The sequence below is a fragment of the Paenibacillus sp. 01T47 genome (genome assembly GCF_056398245.1).
On sequence record NZ_JBFTPA010000021.1, the window covers coordinates 1 to 26,280 of the forward strand.

The 26,280-nt window shown below is 42.8% G+C and carries 20 protein-coding genes; 4 read left to right on the plus strand and 16 right to left on the minus strand.

Annotation, left to right across the window (positions count from 1 at the left end):
• The first annotated feature begins 13 nt into the window (after positions 1–13).
• Positions 14–109: an IS3 family transposase gene (locus tag AC1DOV_RS28765; RefSeq protein ID WP_441878496.1), complete on the plus strand. Its 96-nt coding sequence runs from the start codon at positions 14–16 to the stop codon at positions 107–109.
• Between the two features lie 50 nt (positions 110–159).
• Here the strand turns inward: AC1DOV_RS28765 and rsgA are convergent, their stop codons facing one another.
• Entirely contained in the window at positions 160–1,245 is a 1,086-nt protein-coding gene (gene rsgA, locus AC1DOV_RS28770; RefSeq protein WP_477551668.1) for a ribosome small subunit-dependent GTPase A, read from the minus strand.
• A 329-nt stretch (positions 1,246–1,574) separates the two neighbouring features.
• Positions 1,575–2,573 (minus strand): glycoside hydrolase family 53 protein, encoded by a 999-nt coding sequence (locus AC1DOV_RS28775; protein ID WP_477551731.1) that lies wholly within the window; start codon positions 2,571–2,573, stop codon positions 1,575–1,577.
• A gap of 234 nt (positions 2,574–2,807) precedes the next feature.
• On the opposite strand from AC1DOV_RS28775, the gene AC1DOV_RS28780 reads away from it, so the two are divergent.
• Positions 2,808–3,326: a hypothetical protein gene (locus AC1DOV_RS28780; RefSeq protein ID WP_477510277.1), complete on the plus strand. Its 519-nt coding sequence runs from the start codon at positions 2,808–2,810 to the stop codon at positions 3,324–3,326.
• Between the two features lie 481 nt (positions 3,327–3,807).
• Here AC1DOV_RS28780 and AC1DOV_RS28785 read toward each other — a convergent pair whose 3' ends face one another.
• From AC1DOV_RS28785 to AC1DOV_RS28810, 6 genes are all read right to left on the minus strand, one after another.
• Complete coding sequence (locus tag AC1DOV_RS28785) at positions 3,808–10,329, minus strand: endo-1,4-beta-xylanase (RefSeq protein WP_477551669.1); 6,522 nt, start codon at positions 10,327–10,329, stop codon at positions 3,808–3,810.
• Between the two features lie 1,271 nt (positions 10,330–11,600).
• Positions 11,601–12,794, minus strand: coding sequence for a winged helix-turn-helix domain-containing protein (locus tag AC1DOV_RS28790; RefSeq protein WP_477551670.1), 1,194 nt, complete (start codon positions 12,792–12,794; stop codon positions 11,601–11,603).
• Positions 12,791–12,988: a hypothetical protein gene (locus tag AC1DOV_RS28795; RefSeq protein WP_076269681.1), complete on the minus strand. Its 198-nt coding sequence runs from the start codon at positions 12,986–12,988 to the stop codon at positions 12,791–12,793. The genes AC1DOV_RS28790 and AC1DOV_RS28795 overlap by 4 nt, the downstream gene beginning before the upstream one ends.
• Before the next feature lie 491 nt (positions 12,989–13,479).
• Positions 13,480–13,926 carry a cupin domain-containing protein gene (locus AC1DOV_RS28800; protein ID WP_144376824.1) on the minus strand — a complete coding sequence of 149 codons (447 nt, stop codon included), beginning with the start codon at positions 13,924–13,926 and terminating at the stop codon, positions 13,480–13,482.
• Positions 13,927–13,975: 49 nt separating this feature from the next.
• Positions 13,976–14,419: an SRPBCC family protein gene (locus AC1DOV_RS28805; protein WP_076269679.1), complete on the minus strand. Its 444-nt coding sequence runs from the start codon at positions 14,417–14,419 to the stop codon at positions 13,976–13,978.
• Positions 14,412–14,732 carry an ArsR/SmtB family transcription factor gene (locus AC1DOV_RS28810; protein ID WP_076269793.1) on the minus strand — a complete coding sequence of 107 codons (321 nt, stop codon included), beginning with the start codon at positions 14,730–14,732 and terminating at the stop codon, positions 14,412–14,414. The genes AC1DOV_RS28805 and AC1DOV_RS28810 overlap by 8 nt, the downstream gene beginning before the upstream one ends.
• Before the next feature lie 532 nt (positions 14,733–15,264).
• Between AC1DOV_RS28810 and AC1DOV_RS28815 the strand changes: the two genes are divergently transcribed.
• A complete protein-coding gene (locus tag AC1DOV_RS28815; RefSeq protein ID WP_477551671.1) occupies positions 15,265–16,242 on the plus strand; it encodes a tRNA dihydrouridine synthase in 978 nt (325 codons plus the stop codon).
• A gap of 262 nt (positions 16,243–16,504) precedes the next feature.
• Entirely contained in the window at positions 16,505–17,713 is a 1,209-nt protein-coding gene (locus AC1DOV_RS28820; protein WP_477551672.1) for a GNAT family N-acetyltransferase, read from the plus strand.
• Between the two features lie 109 nt (positions 17,714–17,822).
• Here AC1DOV_RS28820 and AC1DOV_RS28825 read toward each other — a convergent pair whose 3' ends face one another.
• Genes AC1DOV_RS28825 through AC1DOV_RS28860 form a run of 8 tightly spaced genes read right to left on the minus strand, consistent with a single transcriptional unit; the run spans position 17,823 to position 26,180 of the window.
• A complete protein-coding gene (locus AC1DOV_RS28825; RefSeq protein ID WP_477551673.1) occupies positions 17,823–18,740 on the minus strand; it encodes an N-acetylglucosamine kinase in 918 nt (305 codons plus the stop codon).
• A 12-nt stretch (positions 18,741–18,752) separates the two neighbouring features.
• Positions 18,753–20,315, minus strand: coding sequence for a glycoside hydrolase family 3 protein (locus AC1DOV_RS28830; protein WP_477551674.1), 1,563 nt, complete (start codon positions 20,313–20,315; stop codon positions 18,753–18,755).
• Between the two features lie 17 nt (positions 20,316–20,332).
• Positions 20,333–21,475 (minus strand): exo-beta-N-acetylmuramidase NamZ family protein, encoded by a 1,143-nt coding sequence (locus AC1DOV_RS28835; protein WP_441877291.1) that lies wholly within the window; start codon positions 21,473–21,475, stop codon positions 20,333–20,335.
• Positions 21,476–21,500: 25 nt separating this feature from the next.
• Complete coding sequence (locus AC1DOV_RS28840; protein WP_477551675.1) at positions 21,501–22,205, minus strand: PIG-L deacetylase family protein; 705 nt, start codon at positions 22,203–22,205, stop codon at positions 21,501–21,503.
• Positions 22,206–22,207: 2 nt separating this feature from the next.
• Positions 22,208–23,179 carry a GNAT family N-acetyltransferase gene (locus tag AC1DOV_RS28845; RefSeq protein WP_477551676.1) on the minus strand — a complete coding sequence of 324 codons (972 nt, stop codon included), beginning with the start codon at positions 23,177–23,179 and terminating at the stop codon, positions 22,208–22,210.
• On the minus strand, positions 23,180–24,400 hold the full coding sequence (locus tag AC1DOV_RS28850) for an anhydro-N-acetylmuramic acid kinase (RefSeq protein ID WP_477551677.1): 1,221 nt from the start codon (positions 24,398–24,400) through the stop codon (positions 23,180–23,182). It lies immediately after the preceding gene.
• Positions 24,400–25,260, minus strand: a complete 861-nt coding sequence (locus AC1DOV_RS28855; protein ID WP_441910654.1) for a carbohydrate ABC transporter permease — start codon at positions 25,258–25,260, stop codon at positions 24,400–24,402. Before AC1DOV_RS28855 ends, AC1DOV_RS28850 begins: the two co-directional genes overlap by 1 nt.
• Positions 25,261–25,277: 17 nt before the next feature.
• Complete coding sequence (locus AC1DOV_RS28860) at positions 25,278–26,180, minus strand: carbohydrate ABC transporter permease (RefSeq protein ID WP_441877306.1); 903 nt, start codon at positions 26,178–26,180, stop codon at positions 25,278–25,280.
• Positions 26,181–26,280 lie beyond the last annotated feature (100 nt).

Consider the following 26,280-nt stretch of genomic DNA (forward strand, 5'->3'; position numbering starts at 1 on the left):
GGCACAAAGGAGAATTGAAGAATATTTGCATTTCTATAATAACGAGCGACCGCAGAGAAAACTAAAAAAACTGACGCCTGTTGCTTACAGACGTCAGCTTTCTGCCTAGGTGTTTTTTGCAATGTCTACAAATAGGGGTCTTGACCACTGTCGCATGACTTATCTTTTTACTTTTCTTTGTTTCATATCTGTGCTAATCTTTTTCCATTTTGCTTTTTCAGAGGCTGCCAATCGCGCATCCTCCTTACGTGCTAGATACGCCAACTCACGTTGGAGTTTGAGATAGCTTTCAAAACGAGCCTGCTCCAAAGACCCATCAGCTATTGCCTTTCGGACAGAACAGCCGGGCTCTTGCTCATGCTTGCAGTCATTGAATCGGCAAGTATTTGCAATTGAATCTACGTCATCAAATGCACCACGGAACCCCTCATCGGCCTCCCAGAGCTGCAGCTCCCTCATACCAGGTGTATCAATCATCAGTGCTCCACTCGGTAATTGAACAAGCTCGCGATGCGTCGTCGTATGACGACCACGATCATCCCCGCCACGCACATCATTGACTCGTTGCAGATCAACTCCGCTCAATTTGTTAATCAGTGTAGACTTACCTACACCCGAAGAACCTATCAGCGCAACTGTGTTGCCTACACCCAAATAAGGTTCGAGCTGATCTAACCCTTCTCCCTGCGAGGCACTGACTACGTGAATAGGGACAGCAATCGCAATGGATTCTACCTCTGCGATGCGTGCATCCAAATCGTCGCATAAATCTGCTTTGCTCAGCACGATGACCGGCGCAGCGCCGCTTTCCCATGCAAGGATCAAGTAACGTTCCATCCTGCGTATATTAAAGTCATTATTTAAGGCATTTACTAAAAAAACAGTATCAACGTTAGCGGCTACAATCTGCTCTTCTACCGTGTCTCCAGCCACTTTACGGGAAAATTTGCTCTTTCGTGGCAGCAGCGCATGAATCGAAGCTTTCTGTTCCTCCAACCTCGGTTTTATAACTACCCAGTCACCGACTGCTGGAAAATCCTCTCGACCTGTTGCTTCAAAACGCAGCTTACCCGTTACTTCGCCCATGAGCTCGCCATGCTCACTCAATAGACGGTACATGTTTTTATGCTCCAATATAATTCGCCCGGCACTATACCCTTGTTTGGCATAAGCGGCAAAATGATTAGAAAAATAGTCGTTCCAACCTAATGATTGTAATACCGTATTCGTTGTTTGTTGATTCACTGCGGATTCCCCCTGTAATTGGTTATTCATATGGCTAACGCCAAAACCAGTCACAGTTGAATCCTCATCTGGGAAACGAAATTATTGTTCGCTTGAAAGGAGGATTCCTGTGACCCCGACTGCCGCACCTTCAATAATAGTTAATTTCTCCATTTTCATCTCTCCCCTCAAGCCAGCTTAACTAGCTTGCAACTAAATTTCTCCATTATTGTAGCATGAAAACGAAACATTGCGAAATAACGAAAACATAATGTTTCTTTCTCTCCGTCTATAGCTATAAAAAAACGACCTATCACCAGTTCTAATGAACGAGGGATAGGTCGTACTCATTAATTCAAGAAGCCGTCAAGCGCAATCGTCGGTTTGCCGTCCGCCTGCCAAGCTCCCTTATTATAACCTCCGTTATAACCAGGGGTCGCTTCCGGTTCCCAATAAAACACGCCAAGCCCTTTTCCACCTCCAATATTGCGTATTTTTGTCTTTATATCAGCGACAAAGCTTTTGGCAGCGGCAGGCTGGTTATAATCCATACCAATTTCGGTAATCATAACCGGCTTGCCATAGCGCGAAATCATATTGTTGGAGTTGCTGACCGTTTGCGTAACCTTAGTCGACCAATCTGCACTGGTAGGATAAAGAGACATCCCGATAATATCGAAGGTCGCTCCGTTAGCGATCAATCCGCCGATGTTCCAAACAAATAAACTGTTGTCATAGCCGTTGGATAAATGGACAATCGTTTTTGTAGCTGTACTAATAGATTTGACCGCATTGTTGCCTGTATTAATAAGCCAAGCGTAGTTTTGCATGTTTAAGGATGCTTTACCGTCATTCCAGAGCATGCCATCGTTCGTTTCGTTGCCGATTTGCACCCAATCGGGCGTGACACCTTTGCTTTGCATAGCTGTCATTACCTCGCGCGTATGATTCCAAACAGCATCCATCAGCTGCTGGAACGAATAGCTTGCCCAAGCAGCGGGCTTAGTCTGTTTTCCGGGGTCCGCCCACGAATCGCTGTAGTGCAATGTAAGCATGACGCTCATCCCAGCATCCTTCGCCCGCTTCGCCAAGGTTGCAGCGCGATCTTTATTCATATACCCGTTGCCATAGTTCGAAGAAGGATTGACGAATACTCGAATGCGTACGGAGTTGATTTGGTAATCCTGCTTCAAAATTTGAATAATGTCCCTAGTTACGCCGTTTTTGTCCTTCCACGCATACCCTTGCGCCTCCATGCCGGCTACCCAGCTAATGTCCGCACCTTTCGCAAATGCAGGTGCTGCGCTGGCCTGGGGCACAGATCCCCCATTCACTCCAAAAATAGTCATTAACAAGGCGACAACAAGCGTCAAACTGTAAAACCTTCGTTTCATACATTCTCCTCCTTCACCTGAATGTTGAAGCATAGAAATTTAATGTATGCGCTTTCAATGTTGTGTTCTTATTATAGAGGCTGCCAAGCTTTGGCAAACAGGATACAATTGCAACATTCATTATGTTATTGAAGTCAATCACAAAAATGATTAGACTAATCTTAATAACGGAAGCGGGAGGAAAGTAATGTGGAGGGTTCATTATTGAAGAAAAACGGCCTATATTCCTTACCTCTGCACCAAGAGTCTAAACTGAAGTGGTCGCTCCACATTCTATATAGCTTTATACTAGTCGTGTTTATTAGCTTCATCATGATACCAGGAGATAGTAAAGAAAAAACCATAGTAAACATTTTGTTTCTAGCGTTCGCCATTTTTTTCGGATACATATGGCTTGCTATGGCTTTATTTAAAAAACCTTATTTAAAAATCACCAATGAATCTCTCGAATACAAATGGTTATTTGGACACAAAGTTATCCTAATGAACGATATATACAGAGTAGAGTGCTTTTCCGAAAGTGGAGTCAATAAACTTGGAATTTGGGCTAGCGAGCGAGGAAGCCGTTCATTTTGGGAAATTACAAACCGAATTTTGGGCAGGGACTATTCAGTAAGTATCGTAATGTCCAATTTTCAAAATATTGATTTTGAAAAATTACGTTTAACTATACTTTCAAAAATCAATAGTGCGCATAACCTTCCATGATCATTTCTCCAACGAACTGTATAATGCTTATTATGTTGAAAACTGATTTATTTTTAATTTAACGAATCTAATTAACGTTATATCACGAGTTACAGGGTTTCATGAGCTACTTTGCTCGAAATAACGATTCTGGGGTTCGTTACAATTGTAATTCATTATAAATGGTACAAATAAGATCTGCTGGGTTCGTAAGCTATAGGTTTGATAAGGGGAGGATATCTTTCTGCCTAAGCAACATCAAAAAAATAGGAGCTGCTCCAATCGTAGATAGATCTACTTTAGGAACAGCTCCATTTTGCTTTATATATGATTTGTAATAGTCACTTCATCACAAACTGAGTTCATCTCAACCTTTTTATGCACCATATGATGTCCTCAGAGCGATTCAACTCTTAAGATATTTACTTTTCAATTCAAGTAGAGCGCCCTGCAGACCATATATTCTACAGGGCGCTCTACTTGTTTCAGTACTAATTAGATATTACGCAGACATCATTAACAATTGATAAAGAATGACTGCCGCTTGGGCGCGAGTAGCCGTTCCTTTTGGATCAAACTTGTCATTGCCGACGCCATTGATGATGCCAGCTTTATGCATAACTGCCACCGCTTCTTTAGCATAGCTTGCAATAGCTAGTTCGTCATTGAAGGCTGCAGCCGCTTTCTCATCATTCATCGTGATTCCTGCTTTCTGAATCGCTCGATATGCCATTGCAGCCATCTCTTGACGAGTAATCTTGTTGTTAATACCGAAAGAACCATCAGTCAGACCGGACACGATACCAAGCTGCTGAGCCGTAGCAACCGAGTCGTAATACCACGCACCTTGCTTAACATCTGAGAATGTACTTGTTGCGTTCGGTTGTTTCAGGTCAAGCGTTAGCATTAACATTTGGATGAATTCAGCTCGTGTAACTGAATTACCTGGTGCGAACGAATCCTTTGTCACACCGTTTACGATTCCGCGTGCAGCCAATCCATCAATACTGTCACTCGCCCATGCGATTGCTTTAGAATCGCTGAATTTAACTGGACTAGCGATGGCAGCATATTTGCTAAAATGCTTCGCATTAAATTCCACCGTGCCAGTATCCTTGTTATAACGGCCATTCTTGATGATTTCAAGTTTGCCATCATCCGACAAGTAATAGATCACGATTTGATCCGGGCTCTCTCCAGGCTTCAGCGTGTAAGGTATTTCAACCTTCACCTGCTTGCCTTGACCGAAATCAGCAATCTTCTGACCGTCAACACTTAGGTTGAAGTCATAGACCGTATTCGAACCTACTAAAGTGCGTGCTGCTTCTGGCAGCGTACTGTTATCCACCTTGGCAACACTCAATTCAATACTGGTTTTGCCTGCGGCACCTTCGAATAAAGATACAGGCAATTGTACAGATGCGAGCCCGAAAGAAATCTCAATACGTTTAATGCCTGCTTCTTTGGCTGCATTCACTTGTTCAACTGGTAAGGATACTGTAATCAGTTTGGCATTCTCGGTACCAAGAACGACTAACTTCATCGTTCCATCCTTCGCTGCAGGCAACGCCTTCTTCACATCATCGGCTTTGACTAGAGCTTTAGCGTTACCGCTCGAATCCACTTCTGCCTTCACTTCACCAGGCTTAACAGGAGTTTGATCCGTCGGTGATGTTGGCGTAGTATCCGGGTTAGTGCTATTGCTATTCGTCGTTGCTTGCGTTACTTCGGATAGTACGGATTCTCCAGCATCATTGATAGCTGCAACCTTGTAGTAATAAGTAGTTGATGCCGACAAGCCACTATTTTGGAACTTGCTTTCAGTAATCAGCTGCGTGTTGACTTTGCTGTAACTGCCGTCAACAGAAGCGGAACGATAAACGTTGTATCCCGTTGCGTTCTCCGAAGCTGTCCAGATGACTTCAATCTCGCTGCTGCTCTTCGCATTCGCAGAGACATCAGTCGGTGCAGCAGGGCTTGGATCAAGGTTCAGATAACCTTCTGGATTGATAACCGCATAGTATGCCGGCTTGGCTGCCAACGCCTTATCAAAGAGCAGAGGGCTTCCCGAAGCACGCCAGCTCTGGGAATCCGCCTTGCCCCAGAAGGTAACGCGTTCGATGCTGCTCGCATACTTCTTGAAAATAACGAATAGCTTCGCATATAGCTCAGCCTGTAAAGTCTCCTCTTCCTTCGTGAGCGTGCCAGTTGACGGGATATCCAGCTCGGTGATGCTAACCTTCACGCCTGCTTGAACAAAACGAGCAATACTTGCTTCTACGGTGTCTGTATTCAAGCTCTGGATCCAGTAATGCGCCTGCATGCCGATGCCTTCCACTAGCAAACGTCCAGGCTCTTTATTGCGATCGTCCGTTTTCCACTTCTCGTTAAGGTCTTCGGCCATCAGCGCCATACCTTCCCGTTTCCAAGGCTCAATCTCGTTATAGTCGTTGTAATACAAAGTAGCACCCGGATCAGCCAAACGCGCGAACACAAACGCATCGTAGATATAGTCGGCGCCACTTTCTCCCTTGCTTTTATCAGCGCCGTTCTCATAAGCCATGTACCAAGGGGAATCCTTACGTAGCACCGTTTTCCAGTCCGTAGGAATGCCCGATCCGCCGTTAAAGGCCTCGTTCACGACATCCCAAGATACAACTTTGTCCTTGTAGTGTCCAGCAACATTGTTGATATACAGTTCCATGTTCGCCTTGGCTTCTGCACGAGTAAGTGGTTTGTTGCCTTCGCCCGTAGTCAGCCATGGAGCCGACTGGGAATGCCAGACGAGCGTATGACCATGAACCTTGATATTGTTCGCCTGAGCCCAGTTCACTAGAATGTCGGCATTACCGTAGTTGTACACGCCATTAGCAGAGCTTAAATACTGCGGCTTCATATCATTCTCAGGCGTCATGACGTTGTAATGATGCTTATACATGGTCGTGTTCTCAGCATCAGTCGTCTGACTAGGACTCATAACGTTACCGATTAGGAAATAATCCTTATAAGTATCTGCGATTGAAGTTAATGTCAGATCCCACTTAGGAATCTCCTTCAGATCGCCAACTTGGCTGATCACAATCTGGTCAATGTACCACACATCAGCATGTGTAGCTGCATCGTTAGTAACTAAACGGAAATCGATTGATTCCAACGTTCTCTCCATTAATGGCGTTTGAACGTTTACCTCTTTCCATTGACCGATCGGCAGATTGCCTGGATTACTTGGAAGTTTGTTTGCGCTATTGGCGTAATCCTGATTAAGTACCAGACCAGGGCCAGAAAGCATACCCTTGCCTTCGTTACCGACAGCTGGGGCATAGAACCATGCAGAGATATTATAAACTCCTCCTGCAGGAAGCGGCTCAGCAAGAGTCAGCCGAACAGCGTTGTCTGCGCTGGTATAGCTTGTATCAGGTACATGTGTAACCTTAAAAGCGCTATCGTCGCTCTTCCCAGCACCAGTTTCATTGATCCACTCAATCTTTGAGGATGCAGCTGACGTAAAGAGGCTTCCTTGCTCCGCTTTATTGTCGAAGTCGAAACGCAACAACTCCTTGGTCTCTGGCTCCTCCACTGGCGCAGGCGGGCTTATGAGTTGCAGCTTTACCTCATCTAAATAGAAGGTGAAATCTGTCATTTGTGCGTCGTTGTGAAATACGATAGCGCTAACAGACTTATGGTCTGCAGGTACAGTGAATTCCAACGCTACATCCGCCCACTGGCCAGCTGCCAGATTTACCTTGGTTTTCCCAACGGTGCCGTAAGTATCGTTGTTTCCGCTATCTTTGGTTTCTACACGTACGCCCAATGTTGCGTCCTTCGCACAAAGCGCCTTGGCTGTCAGCTTATACTTGCCGCCTGGCAACATCGGCATCGTAGGCAAGGTATTGCGAAGGGCAACCCCGCTGTAGTTGTTCGCAGCAGTCGGAGCGACGCTCAGACTGCTAGTACCTGCGGCAGCGTATTCCTGTGTCCGACTAACTGTCGCATCACCGTTTTGTTGAAGCGTGTTGCCGTTTTCAAAACCCTCATAGTAAATGACATCCGAATTTGGCATGAGGGTGAATGAATGTTGTATAGGAGCCGCAATCATATTGCCAGCGGCATCTCTCAGACGCATGATGTATATGTTGCAAACTTCACCTTTATTTTTTGTGACACTGTTAAATGTCACTTCGACTGATTTGTTATCCTCAGCCCACTTAAGCGTAAAGTCGTCTGAGAAATCAAAGCCGATGCCAAAATCGCCTTTGTTCATAGGCTCATCAAATGTAATCTTGAGCGTATCACTGGCAGTCAGATCCACCATGTCATTCAAACTGAAAGCAATTTCAGCATTAAATTCAGTCGTCGTCGCCGTGAGTAAAGGACGGTTTCCGTCGTCCTTCAGACTGTTCGGATATGGCGGCCAGTTCGGCTGAGGACCAGTCTTCTGAACTGCTGCTGATGCGTTCCAGCTGACCGTTTCCTGATTGTTCGCCAGCTTAGATTTGTCGATCGAGATCTCAAACGTGCTGCCTGGCATAGCCTCCATCTGCAACTTTTTCAGTGTGATGACATTAAAAGCATTATTCAGTATGCGGTTATTCTCATTAGGGTTCGTCGTTACGCCGTAATTGATAATCCAAGCCTGTTCAGTATCCTCCTGCAAAGATTGTGTCAGCTTGGTGCCATCGGCGTAGACTTCTACCAGATCCTTATTGATTTTGCTGGTAAAGCCATACATTACAGCCGCACCATTATCATTTCTAGCGGTTCCGTGGCGCAGTCCTGTTGCTAAGTCGATGCCTTGGAAGTATACAGTCTTGCTGTCATTAGCAGTACCAACGGTCGTAATTTCGTAACGCCCGATCTTAACTTGCTCATCCTTTAGATTAAACACCGCTGTGCCGTTGACAACATCGGATGTCCACGTGTCCTTCGTCGGCTTGTTATTTCCGTCAAGTATCGTTAGTTTAACCTTCGCATCGTCAGAGTGAACCTTGATTGTCGCAGGAATGCCTTCGGTGACAATCTCATTTTCGGTCCACAGCGTGTACTTGCCAGGGCGAGACCAACGGATGTAGGAGCTGTCGACATCGTATGGAGCAATCGTCATGTCAGAGATTTTTTCGTAAGTCCCTATTCCATAGCTTGGAGGGTCGCTTTTTGGGTAGAGATCCTTAACTTCCAGCGGCTTATTACTGAACGCCTTGTCCATAATAGCAATCATGAACGGCACGTCTCTGTCCTGGATGGCGTGAGCGCCGTCACGCACACGTACAGCAATATTGTCACTGTCTAGAAACTCATAGACTTCTTTAGCCACACTCATCGCCATAACAGAGGAAGGTGGAGTCGTCCAATCAAAGTTATTATCTGCGACAAATGCGATAAGCGGTCTCGGTGCCATCAGTGCCTCAACGGCATGTGAATCGAACGGCATATAATCCATATCCGTCTGTTGGTGGAATCCAGCCGCTGTTCCAAGACCCATCCAGAATGATTCGCCAGAGTACTGGATGCTATTGAGTCCTTTCTGGTTCCTGCGATAAATCCGGTCGAACGGTGCGTTATAGTTAAATAATTTGCCTTCAGCGGTGTAACGGAAGCTGGATACACCAGACTGTCCGCTATCTACAGGCGCTGCCGCACCGACACGTTCGTCCATGGCTGCCGACATCAGAGCATATTTACCGTTTATAGAAACGCCTGTTGTAATCGACTTATATGGGTTGATATTCCATTGATTTATACCTTCATGAGCTTCGGCGCTAATCTCCATTGCGTCAATGATTCGGGAGACAGTCCATGCCGCCGTCATTATCGAACCCGTATTAAAATCATACTCGTAGGGGTTAAATGGGTACAGCTTATAGTAGTCTCCGTTTCTGCTAGCTCCCCAGTTGGAGACACTGATTACAGCGTAGCCGTTTTGGATCGCCATGGCTGACTGGCCGAAACCAAAGGCGATGATAACTGGCCAGCCTCCCTCAGGCGCTGTGCCCGTAGGTACGGTGACATTGCCAAGACTCGCAGTTACGGTTCTGTCGTTGTCTTTTATAGTGACATTGATTTGGTTAGTCTGGGCATTCACTGTGATGGCGCTCTTAGTCGTCGGGTACTTTCTGCCATAATAGTAGTACTGAATCAGGTCTTTGAGTTCTTGCCTGCGTTCGAACCAATCTTCGTCGGTTTCTACTCGGCCCGTTGTGCCGCTAGTGGGATCTAGAAACTTAAATAGATCGTTTAGTCCCGGTGACTTGGGCAAAGAAGTAATATCCTGTGGGAAAATATCGCGGGGCGGTGTAGGTTTTAAAGCCGTCTTATCGACCTTTGCGTTAATAATCACATTCTTCTGATTGGCTTCTATCCCAATTTTATCGATCTGGACACCGAGCGTACCCGTTCTCGTAATGCTGCTGAGTGCAAGTTCGTATACATTTTCGCTTACTTTCGTCAAAGATCCCTTCTCCGCTAATGAGGAAGCGTAGTTAGATACTGCGGCGGGGGTGCCAGCGCTGAGAATGATATCATCTGCCGAAAGGTTTGATACAGCTGCATTGAAGGTCAGTCTTATGGCGGTGCTGTTCCTCACAAACGCTGTGCCGCCAACATTTACCACGTTAAAGGTGATCGGGTTTCTATGGATATCAACACTCTTTTCCAAGTCGTCCACACCGTCCTTGGTAATCTTAAGATTGACGGTGCCTTCATTAGTAACCCCGCTAATTCCGAGATTATATTGAGTGCCGTTAGACTCGTCCACCACAGTCAACGTTCCTTTGGTTACACTAGCGGTACCAGCTGAGATGGTAATGTCGCTCTCCACTAATTCCCGTACTGGTTCTTCAAAGACCAGTGTAATTACATTTGATGTCGTACGATTCTCCTCGCCATTCGCCGCTGCGGTGTAGTTAATTTTTATGATTTCATTATTATTAGGCATATTCTCGTCAGCGAACACTAAATTCATATCAACTAAGGTAAGTAACATAATTACAACTAAAAACATTGAGATAAAGCGCTTACAAGATTTCATGCTTTAGTCTCCTTCAATTTCAACTTTTTATCCGAAATAAATCTTACCTCCATTTGCGATAGACCACTCAGCCTAACGAGACCCGTTACTTTACTGGTCGGCTTTGTTCGGTTTCCTTGGTTACAATCACCTCCTTCATATCCTTTCACTTCAAGCGATTGGATACTGGTACATGACCTTCATTTGGTAAAAGTGACAGCCTCGCAGACAAAACGATAATATTACGTAAAAAAGCGAAAATGATATTACTAGTATGACTAGTATGTTTTAATACTATCTCACAACATTTAGCAACGTCAAGAAATTTGTAAACATGAAGCTCAGATTCAGAATATCTTACAATGATGATCTCCATATAACGCAAGACAGAAAAAACACTCAAGCTGTTTCTTCATTTTGCTCTAGGACATGTAATCCTCCTATGTTCTAAATCAAAAAGTCATCTCTAACATTTTTGGGGGATAGGGCACATTTTCTAAAGGGTCCACGACTTCGAACGATTAAGACAGTAGCTCCACATGTTATGATTTCAACAGTTCTTTATTTCGGGTAATCTGTTAAAAACAGATACATCTATATGAGTCTTGAATGGAGGGCTCCCGCTCTTAAATGTATTTCTCAAATAATGAGCAAGTACTTTTCTAATTAGCGAATGGTTGAATATCGGAGAATGTTAGTGGAATGGATTGAAGAATGATTTTTTTCGGGAATGTTATTCGGGTCACTTAACTTTAAAAACACTTATATCGAATATATATTTCAATTCATTAAATCCTATAAGCTATAAGCTAACAAAGAACGGTACTACTTTTTCAATCACAGCACTAACGCATGTAAAACAAAAAAGATTAACGACGAGATTACCAATTCTACGAGAAGCTCCAATCAATTGGATAACAAAATAAGGACGTAAAAATATATTTACGTCCCCAACTACCCTATTCACTGACCCGAAATTTTTATAAATTAAGGAACAAACAACTTCTACATGCCCGCATGCGGGAACATATAGATCTACATTTCCAGTTCCAACCAAGCCACATACTCAACATGTAAGGACTGCTGAGCGTTGCACAATTTCCCAGATATAAAACCGCCAAGCGGTCGGCATAACTTTACATGAATGACCATCAAGCGAGCCGTTCGAGAATTTCTAACGTACCTGCAAAACGATAATATAACTTAATTGTGCTATCCTTTTACACCACAATCTTCTCAACTTCGTATTACGCGGAAACTCGTCGGCAAATGGTACCAGGGAACTGAAAATATCAGTTCAAAGACTCTGTCGAAATCGTCTTGCATCCGTTGAATAATGCGAAATTCTGGAAACAATTATTTAAGGCTGTTCGCAATTGCTTTGTTGGCTTTATGCCGTTCTCGTACCATATATTTTTAACAACAAGCGTCCCGGCTTTTCGCTCCGCGATTACCTCGGCTCGTCCGATGAGGCTTTCTCCGTATAATAGAGGCAGCACATAATAGCCGAATTTCCGTTTGATTGCAGGCGTATAAATCTCCCAAGTGTAATCGAACCCAAATAATTCTTTGATCAGTTTTCTGTCCCATATGAAATTATCTAGTGGGGCAATCAGCTCGCAGCGCAATTTCGGCGTCGGATTTTGCAGGACGGCTGCAATAAGCGGTAAATCCTCCGCACAGCAGTACAGTGTATCCTTCATTTGTTCCACGGCAACAGCAACAATGCGAGCTTCGTGCAACAGCTGGCGGAAAACCTCGTTGCGCTGCTCCGCTTTCAATCCCCATATGTTCAGCCAGGCATCGGATGCGCGATTCCATAAAAGGCCAACAGCTCCGATTCGACGCAGTACCCGCCACTTATGATGCTCAAGCTCGCCCTTCAACGGCTCCGGCGCATTCAGCAGATTTGGCTGTATGTACTTACCGGCGATATCGTAATATTTACGCGTTCCTTTTTTGTGATGGATAATCAAATCGCCTGTCGAGTACATCTGCTCCAGAACCGACCGGGATGAATTGTTTCCGCTGCTCCAGTGGATGACCGATTGCCAAGTGAAATTTCCTTTCAATTTTAGATCATTCGAACTTAGCACACCGTGATTTTGGATGTGAGCCAGAACTTGTTGTACCAACGCTTCCATTTCGGGATAGCGCTTAGCATGTTGTCTTGCAGCCTGCCTGTACCGCTCAAAGTACGGCCAGTTCTCGACAGGGATAATAGCCAAATTTTTGTCGGGATAATCTACCAAGAATCTATCTTTATACAGTAACTCGTCGAGCATGTTCTTGGTAAATCCTCTGATACGCGACTGCAACACCAGTTCGGCGTTTTTTCCGCAAACATCGATGGGATCGTATTGAATACAACCGACCTGCCGCACAAAATCCAATACTCCCTGCTTTCCAGCAAATTGATATTCGCCCAACAGCCCGTGCTTCAATAACAGAAACTGCCGTGCCTGGCGGTTCGTCATTTGAATCATGTACGCATCAGCTCCTTATCGAAACAAACGGAAGCTGCTTGCACCTGATGATGGATGGCGAGGTTGCTTATCTCAATAAAGTTACTATTTGCTTGTTGCCATAATGCTGGTATCCATTGGGGAGCTTCATCAGCAATCCCCTTTCCTAATTTTCCAATCACCGAAAATTGCTCTTTTTCAACAATTTCAACCACGTCTGTTCCCCCGATCTGTTAGAACACTAACAAAAACAAACATACGTTCCCGTAATATCTTATCATTGTCTTGAGCATAAAAACAAGAGATAATGAACTGCTGCCCGTGTCCTACGTGTAAGCAATCATTAAAGCAATGTAATTGAGCGAATCTGTTACATCTCATTTATTATTTCAGAATTATCAATATTAGACACTCCACATGTGTGGAGTCAGTGGCTCACTTCTCAACTGTCTTTTGATTATTATATTTCTGAATCTACCATATGTATTTACCTCTTTACGTGTATGCGATACACAACCACAAATATGTAGTTTATATAATTCTATTGAATTCTTGTAGACAACTCGTCTACGACATTTCAGGATATTCAGCTTGTAAAATTCTTTCGTCTACAATCCGTCTACAATATTAGGGTATAACAAAGCCCCCGTCCTAGTGCGGGCGGGGCTTTCATGGTGAAGATCCACAATTCGCTGGAGTGTGATGCTTAGGTTGTTTTGAGAGATTGCATGATCCATTCGACAGGTTGTTCCAGGATTACTCCGTCTGTCTCCACCCATTGGGTAAGGCTATTCTCTTTGGCTTGAATAACGATAAAATACATATCTTCCGAAGCGGATGTATTCTGCAACGCCCTCACTCCGTCAGGAGCAATTCGAACGGAGGTTCCTTCGAACACATCAAATTCGTTTCCGTCCACTTGAAATTGACCTTGTCCTTTAAGAAAGATGTAGAGTTCCTCATTTTCTTTGTGTTTGTGATAGAAAGGGACTTCCGCCTTTGGGGGCAGATTATTGAGTGAAACTTCCATGCTCGTAAGTTGTAAGGATTCTTTTAGAAAGATTTTCCCTTTTAGCATTCCTTCCGTGACGTTTCCAAAATTCGAAAATGTACCTGCATGGTTAACCGAGTAATTCGCTTGATTCGGCTCCAATTTGCTCACCTCACTTTAGATCTAATTGTTTCAGTAACAGAATGATAAACTAAAAGGCTGGCAGGATGTTGCCTGTTTCGAGCAAGCTCTTTAAGTTGTTGAGAATGACAGGCCAGCCATTATTAAATCCTTCCATCTTGCCTTCATCTTTGCGAATATCCTTCTCTAATAAATCCTCGTGGCGTAGCGTCAGTTTTACAGTAGAGTTCAAGGGTGATAATTCATAACTAACCTTAGAGAATCGCTCTCCTTCAACGTCTCTGATGCTCCAGGTAACTGTGAGTAGACGATACGGCTCACATACAAGAACTTCACCATGATGATCAACCTTATCTTTATCCATCAATTTAAAGCTGGAGCCAACTTGCCAATCTGAAAAGATTTCACGACCGAAAAAATACTGCTTGGTGAATTCACTGTTAGTTAGGGCTTGCCAAAGCTTCTCGGGCGTAGTTGCGATGTAAGTCGTATAAACGAATGAAGTCTTATTCATGGTTAGAATCCTCCTCTAAGGCTTGCTTTAGTGTGTTTAATGCCTCAATTCGGTGACTCTCAAACTTGCCGATCCAGCGTTGATAAATTTCCCCGATAGGTATCGGATTAAGATAATGCAGCTTTTCACGGCCTTGCCAAACGACAGTAACAAGGTTTGCTTCTTCCAGCAGCTGAAGGTGCTTCGTAACAGCTTGACGAGTCATAGTCATTTGTTTACAAAGTTCTCCTAAGGATTGTCCGTTATTAGCGAACAAGAAGTCGAGTAACTCTCTGCGAGTTCCATCGGCAAGTGCTTTAAATACTTTGTCCATGCCCTTATTATATGCAACCATTTAATTGCATGTCAAGCTTCACAGTAAAATTGCTCAGCTCCCTTTTTTGCATGTCCAGTCAAATACTTAATCACTACCGACACACAGCACTCAACGTACATGGTATGCGGGAACAGGTCGACAGGTTGCACGGTTTGAAGCGTATAGCCGAATACGAATGGCAGCAAGTAGCTTCAACTTTCTGGGATAGAAACCTATATCACTCTCACGCCAACTTACAACTATTCCAATGCCTTATTCATCTATATGGTCAATTTCCGGGACTAGCGTTTGTTCTCTTATATTAGTCAAATCATTATAGCGAGAATGGTGCAGATCGAAGATGTACTTCATACAAATTCAACAACATCAATTTTGATGTGTGATAGGTGACCGTTACCAAATATATGTCTGTCACTCATACAATCGATTCTGTGCATCAAACGAAAAAAAATGATATTATGTAGGTTGGGTAAAAGAGTTTAACTACGGCTTTTATCGATTTTTATATATTGCAACAAGAGGAGATATTATGAGTAACGAACACAACTTTTGGCTTGATTTACCAAAGCCGTTTTTTATATTAGCTCCAATGGAAGATGTCACAGATGTTGTATTTCGTCACGTCGTTAGTACAGCTGCGAAACCCGACGTATTTTTCACAGAATTCACAAGTACAGATAGTTATTGCAGCCCTGCAGGTAGAGCCAGTACTCGTGGCCGGTTAACATTCACTGAAGATGAGCAACCGATCGTCGCTCATATTTGGGGCAATAAACCTGCATTTTTTGAACAGATGAGTATTGATATGAAAAAACTAGGCTTTCGTGGTATCGATTTAAACATGGGATGCCCCGTCCAAAACGTCGCATCCAATGGAAAGGGTTCTGGACTAATCCAGCATCCTGAACTTGCAGCCGAAATTATTCAAGCAGCAAAAGCAGGTGGATTGCCGGTTAGTGTTAAAACAAGATTAGGGTACTTTGAAATTGACGAGTGGCGCGATTGGTTAGGGCATATATTGAAACAAAATATTGCGAATCTTTCCATTCACCTTCGTACAAAAAAAGAGATGAGTAAAGTAGAGGCGCACTGGGAGCTCATTCCTGAAATAAAAAAATTACGCGATGAAATTGCACCAAATACGCTGTTAACCATTAATGGAGATATTCCTGACCGCGCAACGGGACTCAAATTAGTGGAACAATACGGCGTTGATGGTGTCATGATTGGCCGCGGCATTTTCACCAATCCGTTTGCTTTTGAAAAAGAACCTAAAGAACATAGCGCGAAGGATTTTCTCAACTTACTGCTTTTACAGCTAGATCTTCACGATAAATATTCAAAAGAAAACGAACCACGTCCATTTAAACCACTTCTTCGCTTTTTCAAAATCTATGCTCGTGGATTTAGAGGCGCAAGCGAACTAAGAACTCAATTGATGGATACGACGTCAATAGATGAAGTACGTCGTTTAGTAATACCTTTTTTAGACCAAGAATTAGAATAAGGTATTTATCAAAAAAATGAGAGACCTCCCAAAAGTTCAATGAACTCTTGAAGGGTCTCTCATTTTTATACGATGTGGCCACAGAGACTTCTCAGCCAGATTACCGCATGGAGCGTTGTCATATGATGTTCACGCTCTTTTATTGACGAAAATTATTTTCAATATTAATATTTTTATTAAGATAATAATTTCTAATATCATTAGTCCCTTTTTTCAATCTATTTAATTTAACCTAACATTGCGAAGCAGGAGGAAATAAAAGATGACGACGGCACCTGACAAAAACATCATCGTAACGAACCAGCCAACGAGAGAGCAGCTTGAAAAGATTTACGATATTTTAGATGAATGCTTTTCAGTAGGCCGAGTTTTTTTCCAAGAAAGATTAGACCTCGATAGCACATATGATCCAGAGACAACATGGTTCGCAATGGTCGACGGTGAGATTGCTGCTAATGTGCAAATTTTCCCTCTTTCTATTAAAGTCGGTCAAGCGATCTTGAAAATTGGTGCAATGGGCAGCGTCGGTACAGCTCCGAATTATCGCGGAATGGGCCTTACGCACAAAATTCTTCATGCACAAACGGACTACATGAAAGAAACCAATTATGATATAAGTTTACTTCTGGCTAGTAAGCATGGGTTTTATGAAAAGGTTGGCTGGAGACTTATTCCCGAGACTGCTTATGCAATTGAAAAGCAAGCAAGCTTTGAGCAGCAAAGCAGCTTCGACATCATTCCTTTTGAACCTCGTTATCTTGATGATATCCGTTTCATATATGAACAGTTCAATCAGAATCGCACCTATACCGTAGTTCGTAATGAATCATACTGGGATGATCTAATAAGCTGGCCGGAATGGAAAAAAGCAGACTGTCTGCTGCTCCGCAGAAATAAAAAAATTGTAGCTTATGGCATTATTGAAAAGAAGGATACTGAACAAGTATTTATTAATGAATTCATGTATTTGAACGAGGCAGTGGACGGTGTTGAACATTTATTTCATGCCTTATGTCAGCTGCGCCCAAGTGCAAAACAAATATTAGCGATGCTGCCAGAGGACCATAAGCTATATTCCTTTTATCAACAACATCAAGCACAATCCATACCAATTAATCAGGCGATGTGGAAAATGATCAATCTACATTCTACATTCCAAAAGCTTCGGCCTGAATTGGAACATCGACTTAACACTAATAACTTGATGGCAGATCAAGAACTGTACATAGCGCTTCAATGCGGAGAGGATCATATATATCTTGATTACAAGCAGAAGCGGCTTTCCGTTTCCGATGTTAGTCATGCTGAGTCCTATGTCGAGGTAGAAGTGGATGAACGTAATCTCATAACTTATTTGATGTTCGGCTATAATGCGGCAGGCAGAGCAAAGGATAGTGCTGAACAGGCAAACATTTTGCAAGCTCTATTCCCGAAACAGCAGTCCGTGTTTTATTTGACCGACAAATTTTAAGTCATTTTCCTTCAACTGATGTTGCTTAATAGCTTATAAAAAAGGGTGTATCGCAAGTCCAGAACTGCTCGGACTTATGACACACCCTAATTTCGCATAACGCTAACTACTAATGGTTTTTCATTTTTGATCTTCCTAACAAAACAGCACCATAGGCAGCATCCCTAATCGGCAAGATCAGCTTTGTTTGCGGGTAGGTTCGTGCAAGCTTTCGTTCCAATGCATCTTTTACAAAACGAGATTTTTGCAGCACACTTCCTGCAACGGCAATCGGACTTTCATATAACTCTAGTCGCTCAATAACAGGCACCACAAGTTCAAATAGACTGGCTGCACATTGCTCCGCTAGCTCAAGCGCTTGCGCATCCCCTTTCTCGCATGCTGTCGTCATGATCGGTGCGAGCTTCGCAATATCTTTTTTTGTTGTATTTTTATGATAAACAAAGCCAATAATTTCTTTCACAGTGCTTAGCACAAGCTGCTCGTATACTAGCGCTGGAATGATTGTATCCGTCATTCTTCCGTCCTCTGCTTGAACTAAAATGGACAAGAGATTGCGCCCAATGCAATAGCCACTTCCCTCGTCATCAATTAGATGGCCAAAGCCTCCTGTGCGATGCTGCTCTCCCTTTTCATTCACCCCGAAGCAAATCGACCCTGTACCGGCAATGAGAATAATGCCTTGCATCGCATTTTGTGCTCCGTATAATGCGGTTTCTTGATCACCTGTAATCGTTAACGGCCCTATGTAACCATTATCTCTCACATGCTTCTCCAAAAAATGAACGACTGTCGGATTGCTTACGCCTGCTGCTCCTATACAGATATGAGTAACTTCCTCTAAATTGCTGCAGTAGAGCTTCGTTCGATTAAAAATTTCCTCAAAGGAGGCAGCAATCGCATCAGCATCCCCGCCGTTATAATTAATTGGCCCTACAGTAAAGGTTAATAAAGCATCTTCCTGGTCATGGATAATTGTGACAGCTGTCTTGGTGCCGCCTCCATCAACTCCAACGATATATGCCATACTCATATCCTCCTAAAGCTGAATCGTAATGTTGGCAGTTGGTGTAAGCTCACCATTTAAGATTGGAATAAGTGATTTGAATGCATCTAATGAATACTCAAATGCTGCAATTCCGCAGAACTCACCATCGATTAATGTTAAATCATATGGTCGTCCTAATGTAATGGCCGTTACTTTATAGTCTGCTGCCAACAGCTTCTGTACAAGCGCAAGTTGACCTTTGTTTTCACGCGCATTGAACAAGCCGATTACAACATGCTTGTAGCCTTCAGCCTTTTGCAGCGCAGCTTTAATCTGCTCCTCGCTCGGATCAATGCTGATAATCTCATACGCTGCATGAAAATGCTCACCCATATATTGCGGGAAGCTAAGATCTTGATTGACACTGCTGGATGCAAGATCGGTGCGATAGGAGTAGGAGCCCATAAATAATACTTGCTCATCACCTGTTTGAATAGGATCAATCTCACCGTTAATGCGGCAGATCGTTTCCGTTCGCATCAGATCATTCGCACGGCGATGTACATCGCAGCCAACTATTTCGTAATCTAGCTCCTCAATAACTGCATATTGGGCTTTATAAGCTAAAATTTTTGTAACAGCTGCATCAATAACCGCTTCATCCAAATCACCGTTTGCAACAGCTTCTTCTATTAAATGAATCGCTTCTTTAACCGTTTTAGGCGTATGACTAATAAATATCAAATCAATACCTGCTTTAACGGCCCCTAACGCTCCTTTTGCAGTACCATAATAGCGTTTAATCGCATCCATTTCCAAACAATCCGATACAACTAAACCTTTAAATCCTAATTTTTCTTTTAATAGCTCTGTAATAATCGTATAAGACATCGTTCCCGGCAGCCCGGACTTATCGATTTGCGGAAATAAAATATGTGCGCTCATAATAGCTTGAGCACCTTGCTCAATTGCAGCCTTAAACGGCAGCAGTTCAAGATGCTCTAATTCCTCTACCGTTTTTTCAATCGTAGGCAAGCCAATATGCGAATCGACATTTGTATCACCATGACCTGGAAAATGCTTAAGCGAGGACATTACGCCTCCACCCTGCAATCCCTTCATCATTTCAATCCCATATTGTGATACCTTCTGGGCAGAATCCCCATAAGAACGAACGTTGATAACGGGGTTCAAGGCATTATTGTTAATGTCCATCACTGGCGCAAGATTGAAATTAATACCTAATGCTTTTAATTCTCTGGCAGTCATTCTACCTGCTGCATACGCATTTTCAGGTCGGCCTGATGAAGCAATTGCCATTGCCCCAGCAACATTTGTCGCGTCCTTGGGCATTCGAGTAACACGACCGCCTTCTTGGTCAATCGTAATAAAACCTGGGAAGCCTGTATGTGTCGTGAACCATTGCTGCAACTCAGCTACAAGCCCGCCTAATTGATATTTATCTTCGATATTATGTGAAAATAATATAATATTGCCGACTTTATACTGCTCGATTACTTCCTTCAGCTCAGGAGATATCTCAGTTGACGGGAAGCCTGTGACGAACATTTGCCCGATCTTTTCACGCAAGTTCATTTGTTTTATTGTTTTCATCAATTGCTCACCATCCACTAACGATATAAATGATATTGCTGTTTCATTTCTGCAAATTGCTTGCTTTCCTCTGCAAACTGTTCAAGCAGCTGCTTTGCTCGAATATTTTCCGTACGATACATGCTGTCCCCGCCCAGCAAATCGATAAATGGGCGTGAGCCCTCCTTCACAGGAGGCAGGAATGAAAATTGCTCATACAAATCTCTTATCGCGAATAATAAGGTTACGCCAACTTCTAACGGCTTCATCACTTGGATGTCTGTAATATATATTTGTACCCCGCCACATCGTTCGCCAACATGCTTAGATGACGTCGGCTTGAAATGAACAGGACGGAAATGCACACCTGGCATTCGTTTGGCGTTCATCTCATCTGCCAATTGCTGCGCTTGAATGAAGGGAGCGCCAATCATTTCAAATGGGAACGTTGTACCGCGTCCTTCGGAGCAGTTTGTACCTTCAAATAAGCATGTACCTGTATATAATAACGCTGTTTCATATCGCGGTATCCCAAGTGAAGGATGAACCCAAGTTAATTTTGTATCCGGTAAGGACATGCTCCGTTCCCAGCCTTCCAAACGAACGACATGAAGCGAAGCTTTCCAATTCATTTGATCATTTGCCATCATTGCCACTTCACCTGCTGTGAGGCCGTATCGAACAGCGAGCTCGTAATTTCCAACAAATGATTTGAAGCTAGGCTTTAAAATATTCCCTTCCACGTTTACCCCATTAAGCGGATTAACACGATCAAGAACAACAAATTCTATGCCTGCCTTAGCACAATCTTCAATTGCATAAAGCATCGTATATATAAATGTGTAATACCGTACACCAACATCTTGAATATCGTACACAACGATATCTACTTCATCCAGCATTTCCTTTGTTAAACGCTTGGAGTCTTTACGGTATAAACTATAGACCGGAACATTCGTCAAAGGATCCATATACGTCTCTACTAATGCCCCTGCATCTAAATCTCCGCGAACACCATGCTCAGGTGAAAACATCGCAGTAAGATTAAAGTTTTTATGCAAAATGGCAATCGTTGATTCAAAATTTTTTGTAAGCCCTGTCGGCGCTGTAATTAATCCTACACGCTTGCCTTCAAACCATTGACGATACTTCGTAATCGAATCGATCCCATTTAACACCATATAAAGTTGCCTCCTTACTGAACTGTTACCAAAGACTAGATTGTCTAACCTTCATCGTTTCAGCAGGCACCATAAAGGCTTCTGCATATGTTTTTCTTGCTTCACAGCCGCGAACAACTGCTAATGCTTTATAGTAATCCATATATTTGAAAGATTTGCTATTCGTCACAAACCAATGTTTGCTTAAAGCATCAATCCATAGATCATATGCCGCCTGATCGAAATCCACGTATAGGTAAGGGACATAATCAACAGCATCTTCCCAGTTTTCGGAATAATATAGTCTTGCTGCAAAGTGAGCAGGAAGATCACGTTCAAAGGATGACAGGCTTGCGAAGAAACGAGCATCATTAACGATATGATGCGTTAGCGCATGATCCTTATGCATACTATTTTTCCAATGTGTTATAATAATGTTTGGCTTCACAAGGCGGATAACATCACAAACCTCCATACGAACTTGTTGATTGTCAGGCAGCTCTCCGTCACAATAATCAAGTACAATGGCTTCACCGCCGAGCATATCAGCAAATACTTCCGCCTCTTTCACTTTTTGCTGACGGTACTCCTTCATATCCCCTCCTGCTGGCACACCTCTTTCACCTGCAGTTAATGCTAGTGTCACAATGCGGTCTCCCTTTAAGCTATGACTAGCTAATACACCACCGGATGCTAGTTCCACATCGCCAACATGTGCTCCAATAGCTAATACTGTTAATTTTTCGCTCATCTTTATAGTTCCCTCCGCAAGATAGAAAATTGTTTTTCAATACTAAATCCTGCTTTTTGATAGATTCGAAGAGCGGGATTATTACTGCCAGTGAATAAAGAAATATATTGACATCCCGCATGTTGAAAAGCCTCGACCATTCGGAAAAACAATATACTGCCGAGACCATGACCCTCATGCTCGGGGTGAACACCGATACCGCAAAAAAATGCTCGACCATTCGGTTGTGAAATAATAGGACCTGCAAAGCCAACAACTTCGTTGCCATGCACAGCTGCTACAAGAGGTGATCCATCCTTCACATACGATACAACATCTTTTTCCCACTGCGGATTTTGCAAGGCAGCAAGCGTTGCTTCAAGACCATTATGCAAAGCAGGGGCATAAAGAGTAACATAATAGCCTTTACTATTTGCTTTATCTTCTTTGCTTGTCATATCTTCAGGAACACTAAAGTTTCCGAGTCTTAAGTACATGCCGCATTGCGTCGCCCGATCCACGTACCCTCTAGCGATTAAAGCGTCGTATAATGGCTGGTCCTTACTAATGCCTGGGGCATTGTTGTGCTCATGCTGCGGCGCACTTGGAATATTCCATTTCAGCTTAATAGGGTTGAAAAACAATACTTCCGCCTGTCTTTTCCCAAGTGCTTGGAATCTTTTTTCTATACCTAATAGAAAAGCATCATAATGCTCTAGAAAAGCGACTTCGGCATCAATAATAACACTCGTAATATAGCCGGCTACATCTCCAAGCGGGAGGTCGTCACCGCTGCAACCGGCTGCAAAACCAACAATACCTTTTTCATTACAGCCTACCCATATACACTCCGCATCGAAATAAGGATGATCAATGAAATTATCTTGAAACTCCCGCTCTGTAAATGATTTGTAATCATATTTTGTAGCCTCTCGATTCCAAAGCTCTACAACTTCAGAAAGGTCTTCAATTGAAAATGGTCTAATTTGCATCATTCAAGCCTCCTGTGAACGTCCAAGATAAGGCCAAGAAATTTTGCCCATGACTACTGGCTGAGAAGCTCCAGTTACTAGTGGAATATTGTTTGGTAAGCGCTTCATCGTATAATACGCTAGCACAGCAAATGCAATGGCTTCCTTAGCATCACTATTGCCACCGATATCCTCCTGCGTCAGCACCTGCACCTTATAGGGTGCAAATAATTGCTGCAAATCACGCACTAACGTCAGGTTATAGCTGCCACCGCCACCAATTAACAATTGCTGGGCTTGATGCTGTGGCGCAATATACCGTTCATAGCTATCGACGATGCTCCATGCTGTTAAGTGTGTAGCTGTTGCAATAACATCTTCAGCTTTCCAGTTATTAACCTCCATCGATTCAATAATTTGTGCAACGTATGGTTGACCAAATCGTTCTCTGCCTGTCGATTTCGGTAAAGGCATCCTATAATATTCATCTTGCTGCATCCATTTCAAAAGCTCATCAATCACTTGACCGCTCGCAGCAATTCCACCGCCAACATCCATCGTCATTGGCGCAAATAATTGAGATACAAGCCCATCGATAATCATATTTCCAGGGCCAGTATCAAATGCAAATACCTGTTCCGGCGAGGCATTTGCAGGAAGAACAGTCACATTACCTATTCCTCCAATGTTTTGCAGAAGAAGTGTTTTCTCTGGATTGTTAAACAATAAATATTCAGTAAATGGTACTAACGGCGCTCCTTGTCCGCCCATTGCCATGTCAGCGACTCGAAAGTCTGATACGCAAGGAATTGCTGTGCGATTCGCAATTACAGCACCATCGCCAATTTGAACTGTACAATGCAGGTTATAGCCGTCCATAACATTTTCTTCCGGAGCATGATAGATCGTTTGACCATGTGATCCAACGGCAAATATTTGTGATGGCTCTAGCCCGCATTTCCCTATAACGGACAATGTGGCTTGGGCGTATAATTCACCAAGCCACATATTCATTGCGCCAACTTTATCAATCGTAGCGTTAGCCCGATCAAAAAGCTCAAATATTGCGTTTCTAACTTGCTTCGGAAAAGCAGTGTTCTCAAAAGCCAGCAGCTCAATCTCTACTCCTTGCTCTTTATCCGGCATTGGAGAAAGCTTAATTACCGCTGCATCAATACCATCTACTGATGTACCAGACATCAAACCAACTAAGTATGTTGCTTCAACTTTTGATTGTTTGTCCATTAGCCCTTCACCGCTCCAACTGTTACTCCTTCAAGGAAGTATTTTTGTAAACTGAAGAACAAAATAAACATTGGAACTGCTGAAATTGTTGCACCTGCCATCATTGGTGCAAAGTAAGTTGTATTCGCAAAGCGGAAGTTTTTCAAGCCGACCTGAATCGTTTGCATATCCATCGTATTCGTTACTAGGAATGGCCAGAAGAAGTCATTCCATGCTGCCATGAACGTTAGGATAGCCAGTACTGCCATAACTGTTTTTGATAGAGGCATAATGATATGCCAGAAGATTTTAGGTTGAGAACAACCTTCGATTTTAGCAGCTTCAATAATTTCAACTGGAATGGAAGACATGAACTGCTTAACCAAGAAAATGTTATACACCGTTACGATACTTGGCATAATCAAAGCTGTATACGTATTTTGTAATTCAAAAATATTTACAATCAATATATATAGTGGAACCTGTGTGACTTGGCCAGGAATCATCATCGATCCTAGCAAAATAGCGAACAAAATGTTTCTTCCTTTAAATCTCATTTTTGCAAAAGAATACCCTGCAAGTGTAGCAAAAAATACGTTAGATACCGTGATACAAGCTGCCACAATAAAAGAGTTCATTAGCCAATCCCATGAATGCGGGCTGAAGTTAAAGAAGAATTTATAGGATTCAAATGAAATCTTCGACGGGATGATCGAATAGCTCATTGCACCAGCTTCTACCGGATCACCGAACGAGGAAATGATCATAAAGTAAATCGGGAAAATGGTAGCTGCGGCAAATAGGATAAGGAACGTAATAATTAGACCATTACGGACGAACAGATACCCTTTGCTTCTTATGTTATTGTTGAACAAACCCATAGTATCCTGCCTCTTTCCTAGTATTCTATTTCTTTGCCCAAAAACTTAAATTGAAGGTATGAAATAATTGCGATAATCGCTGCTAGAAGTAATGATTGTGCTGCTGCCTCACCAAACTCAAAATATGTGAACGCATTGTTAAAAATCAACAAACCTACCATTGTTGTTGCATGGTCTGGTCCACCGCCTGTCATAAGATAAGCGTTTTGGAATACTTGGAAGGAACCAATGACACCTGTAACAAGTAGGAATAGCGTGGTTGGCTTAAGGAAAGGAACGACGATAAACCAAAGCTTTTGCAAGAAAGTCGCGCCATCAATATCAGCTGCTTCATAATAGCTGTTATCAATACCGAGCAATGCAGCTAAATAGATAATAATCGCTGTACCATGACTTGATAGCCATGACATTAATACAAGTGAAAACATGGCAGTTGCACTGGAACCAAGCCAGTTTTGATTAGTAATCCCAAAAAACGACACAACCTGATTGGCAATACCTGATTTTAACGGATCGAAGATCCACAGCCATACAACAGCAAGCGCTACACCTGATGCTACAGCTGGCAAGTAATATACTGCTTTAAAGATTGTTTGTGTTCTTTTCTTGAAAGGTATAATCAAAATTGCAATTAAGAAGGATAGAAAAATATTAAATGGAACCGTTAATAACGTATATACTAATGTGTTTTTCAATGCTTTCCAGAAAAGTTCATCTGAAAATGAGTTAACGAAGTTTTCCAGGCCGACATATGTGGACCCTAATGGACGATATTCTTGTAAGCTGATCATAAAAGCATTGATTACTGGATATGCGGTAAATAAAGAAAACGCAATAAGTGCTACTGCGATAAACGCGTATCCCCAACCTAAGTCACTTTCGAGTTTCAATTTTTTTCTTTTAGTCAACGTTTGATTCATTGGGTCGCACCTCTCTTCTTTAAAAAGTAAAAGCTCTAGTCTAATTTAGAAGGAAAGCTGTACGTTGTAACTACGTACAGCTTTCACATGCTAGGTTATG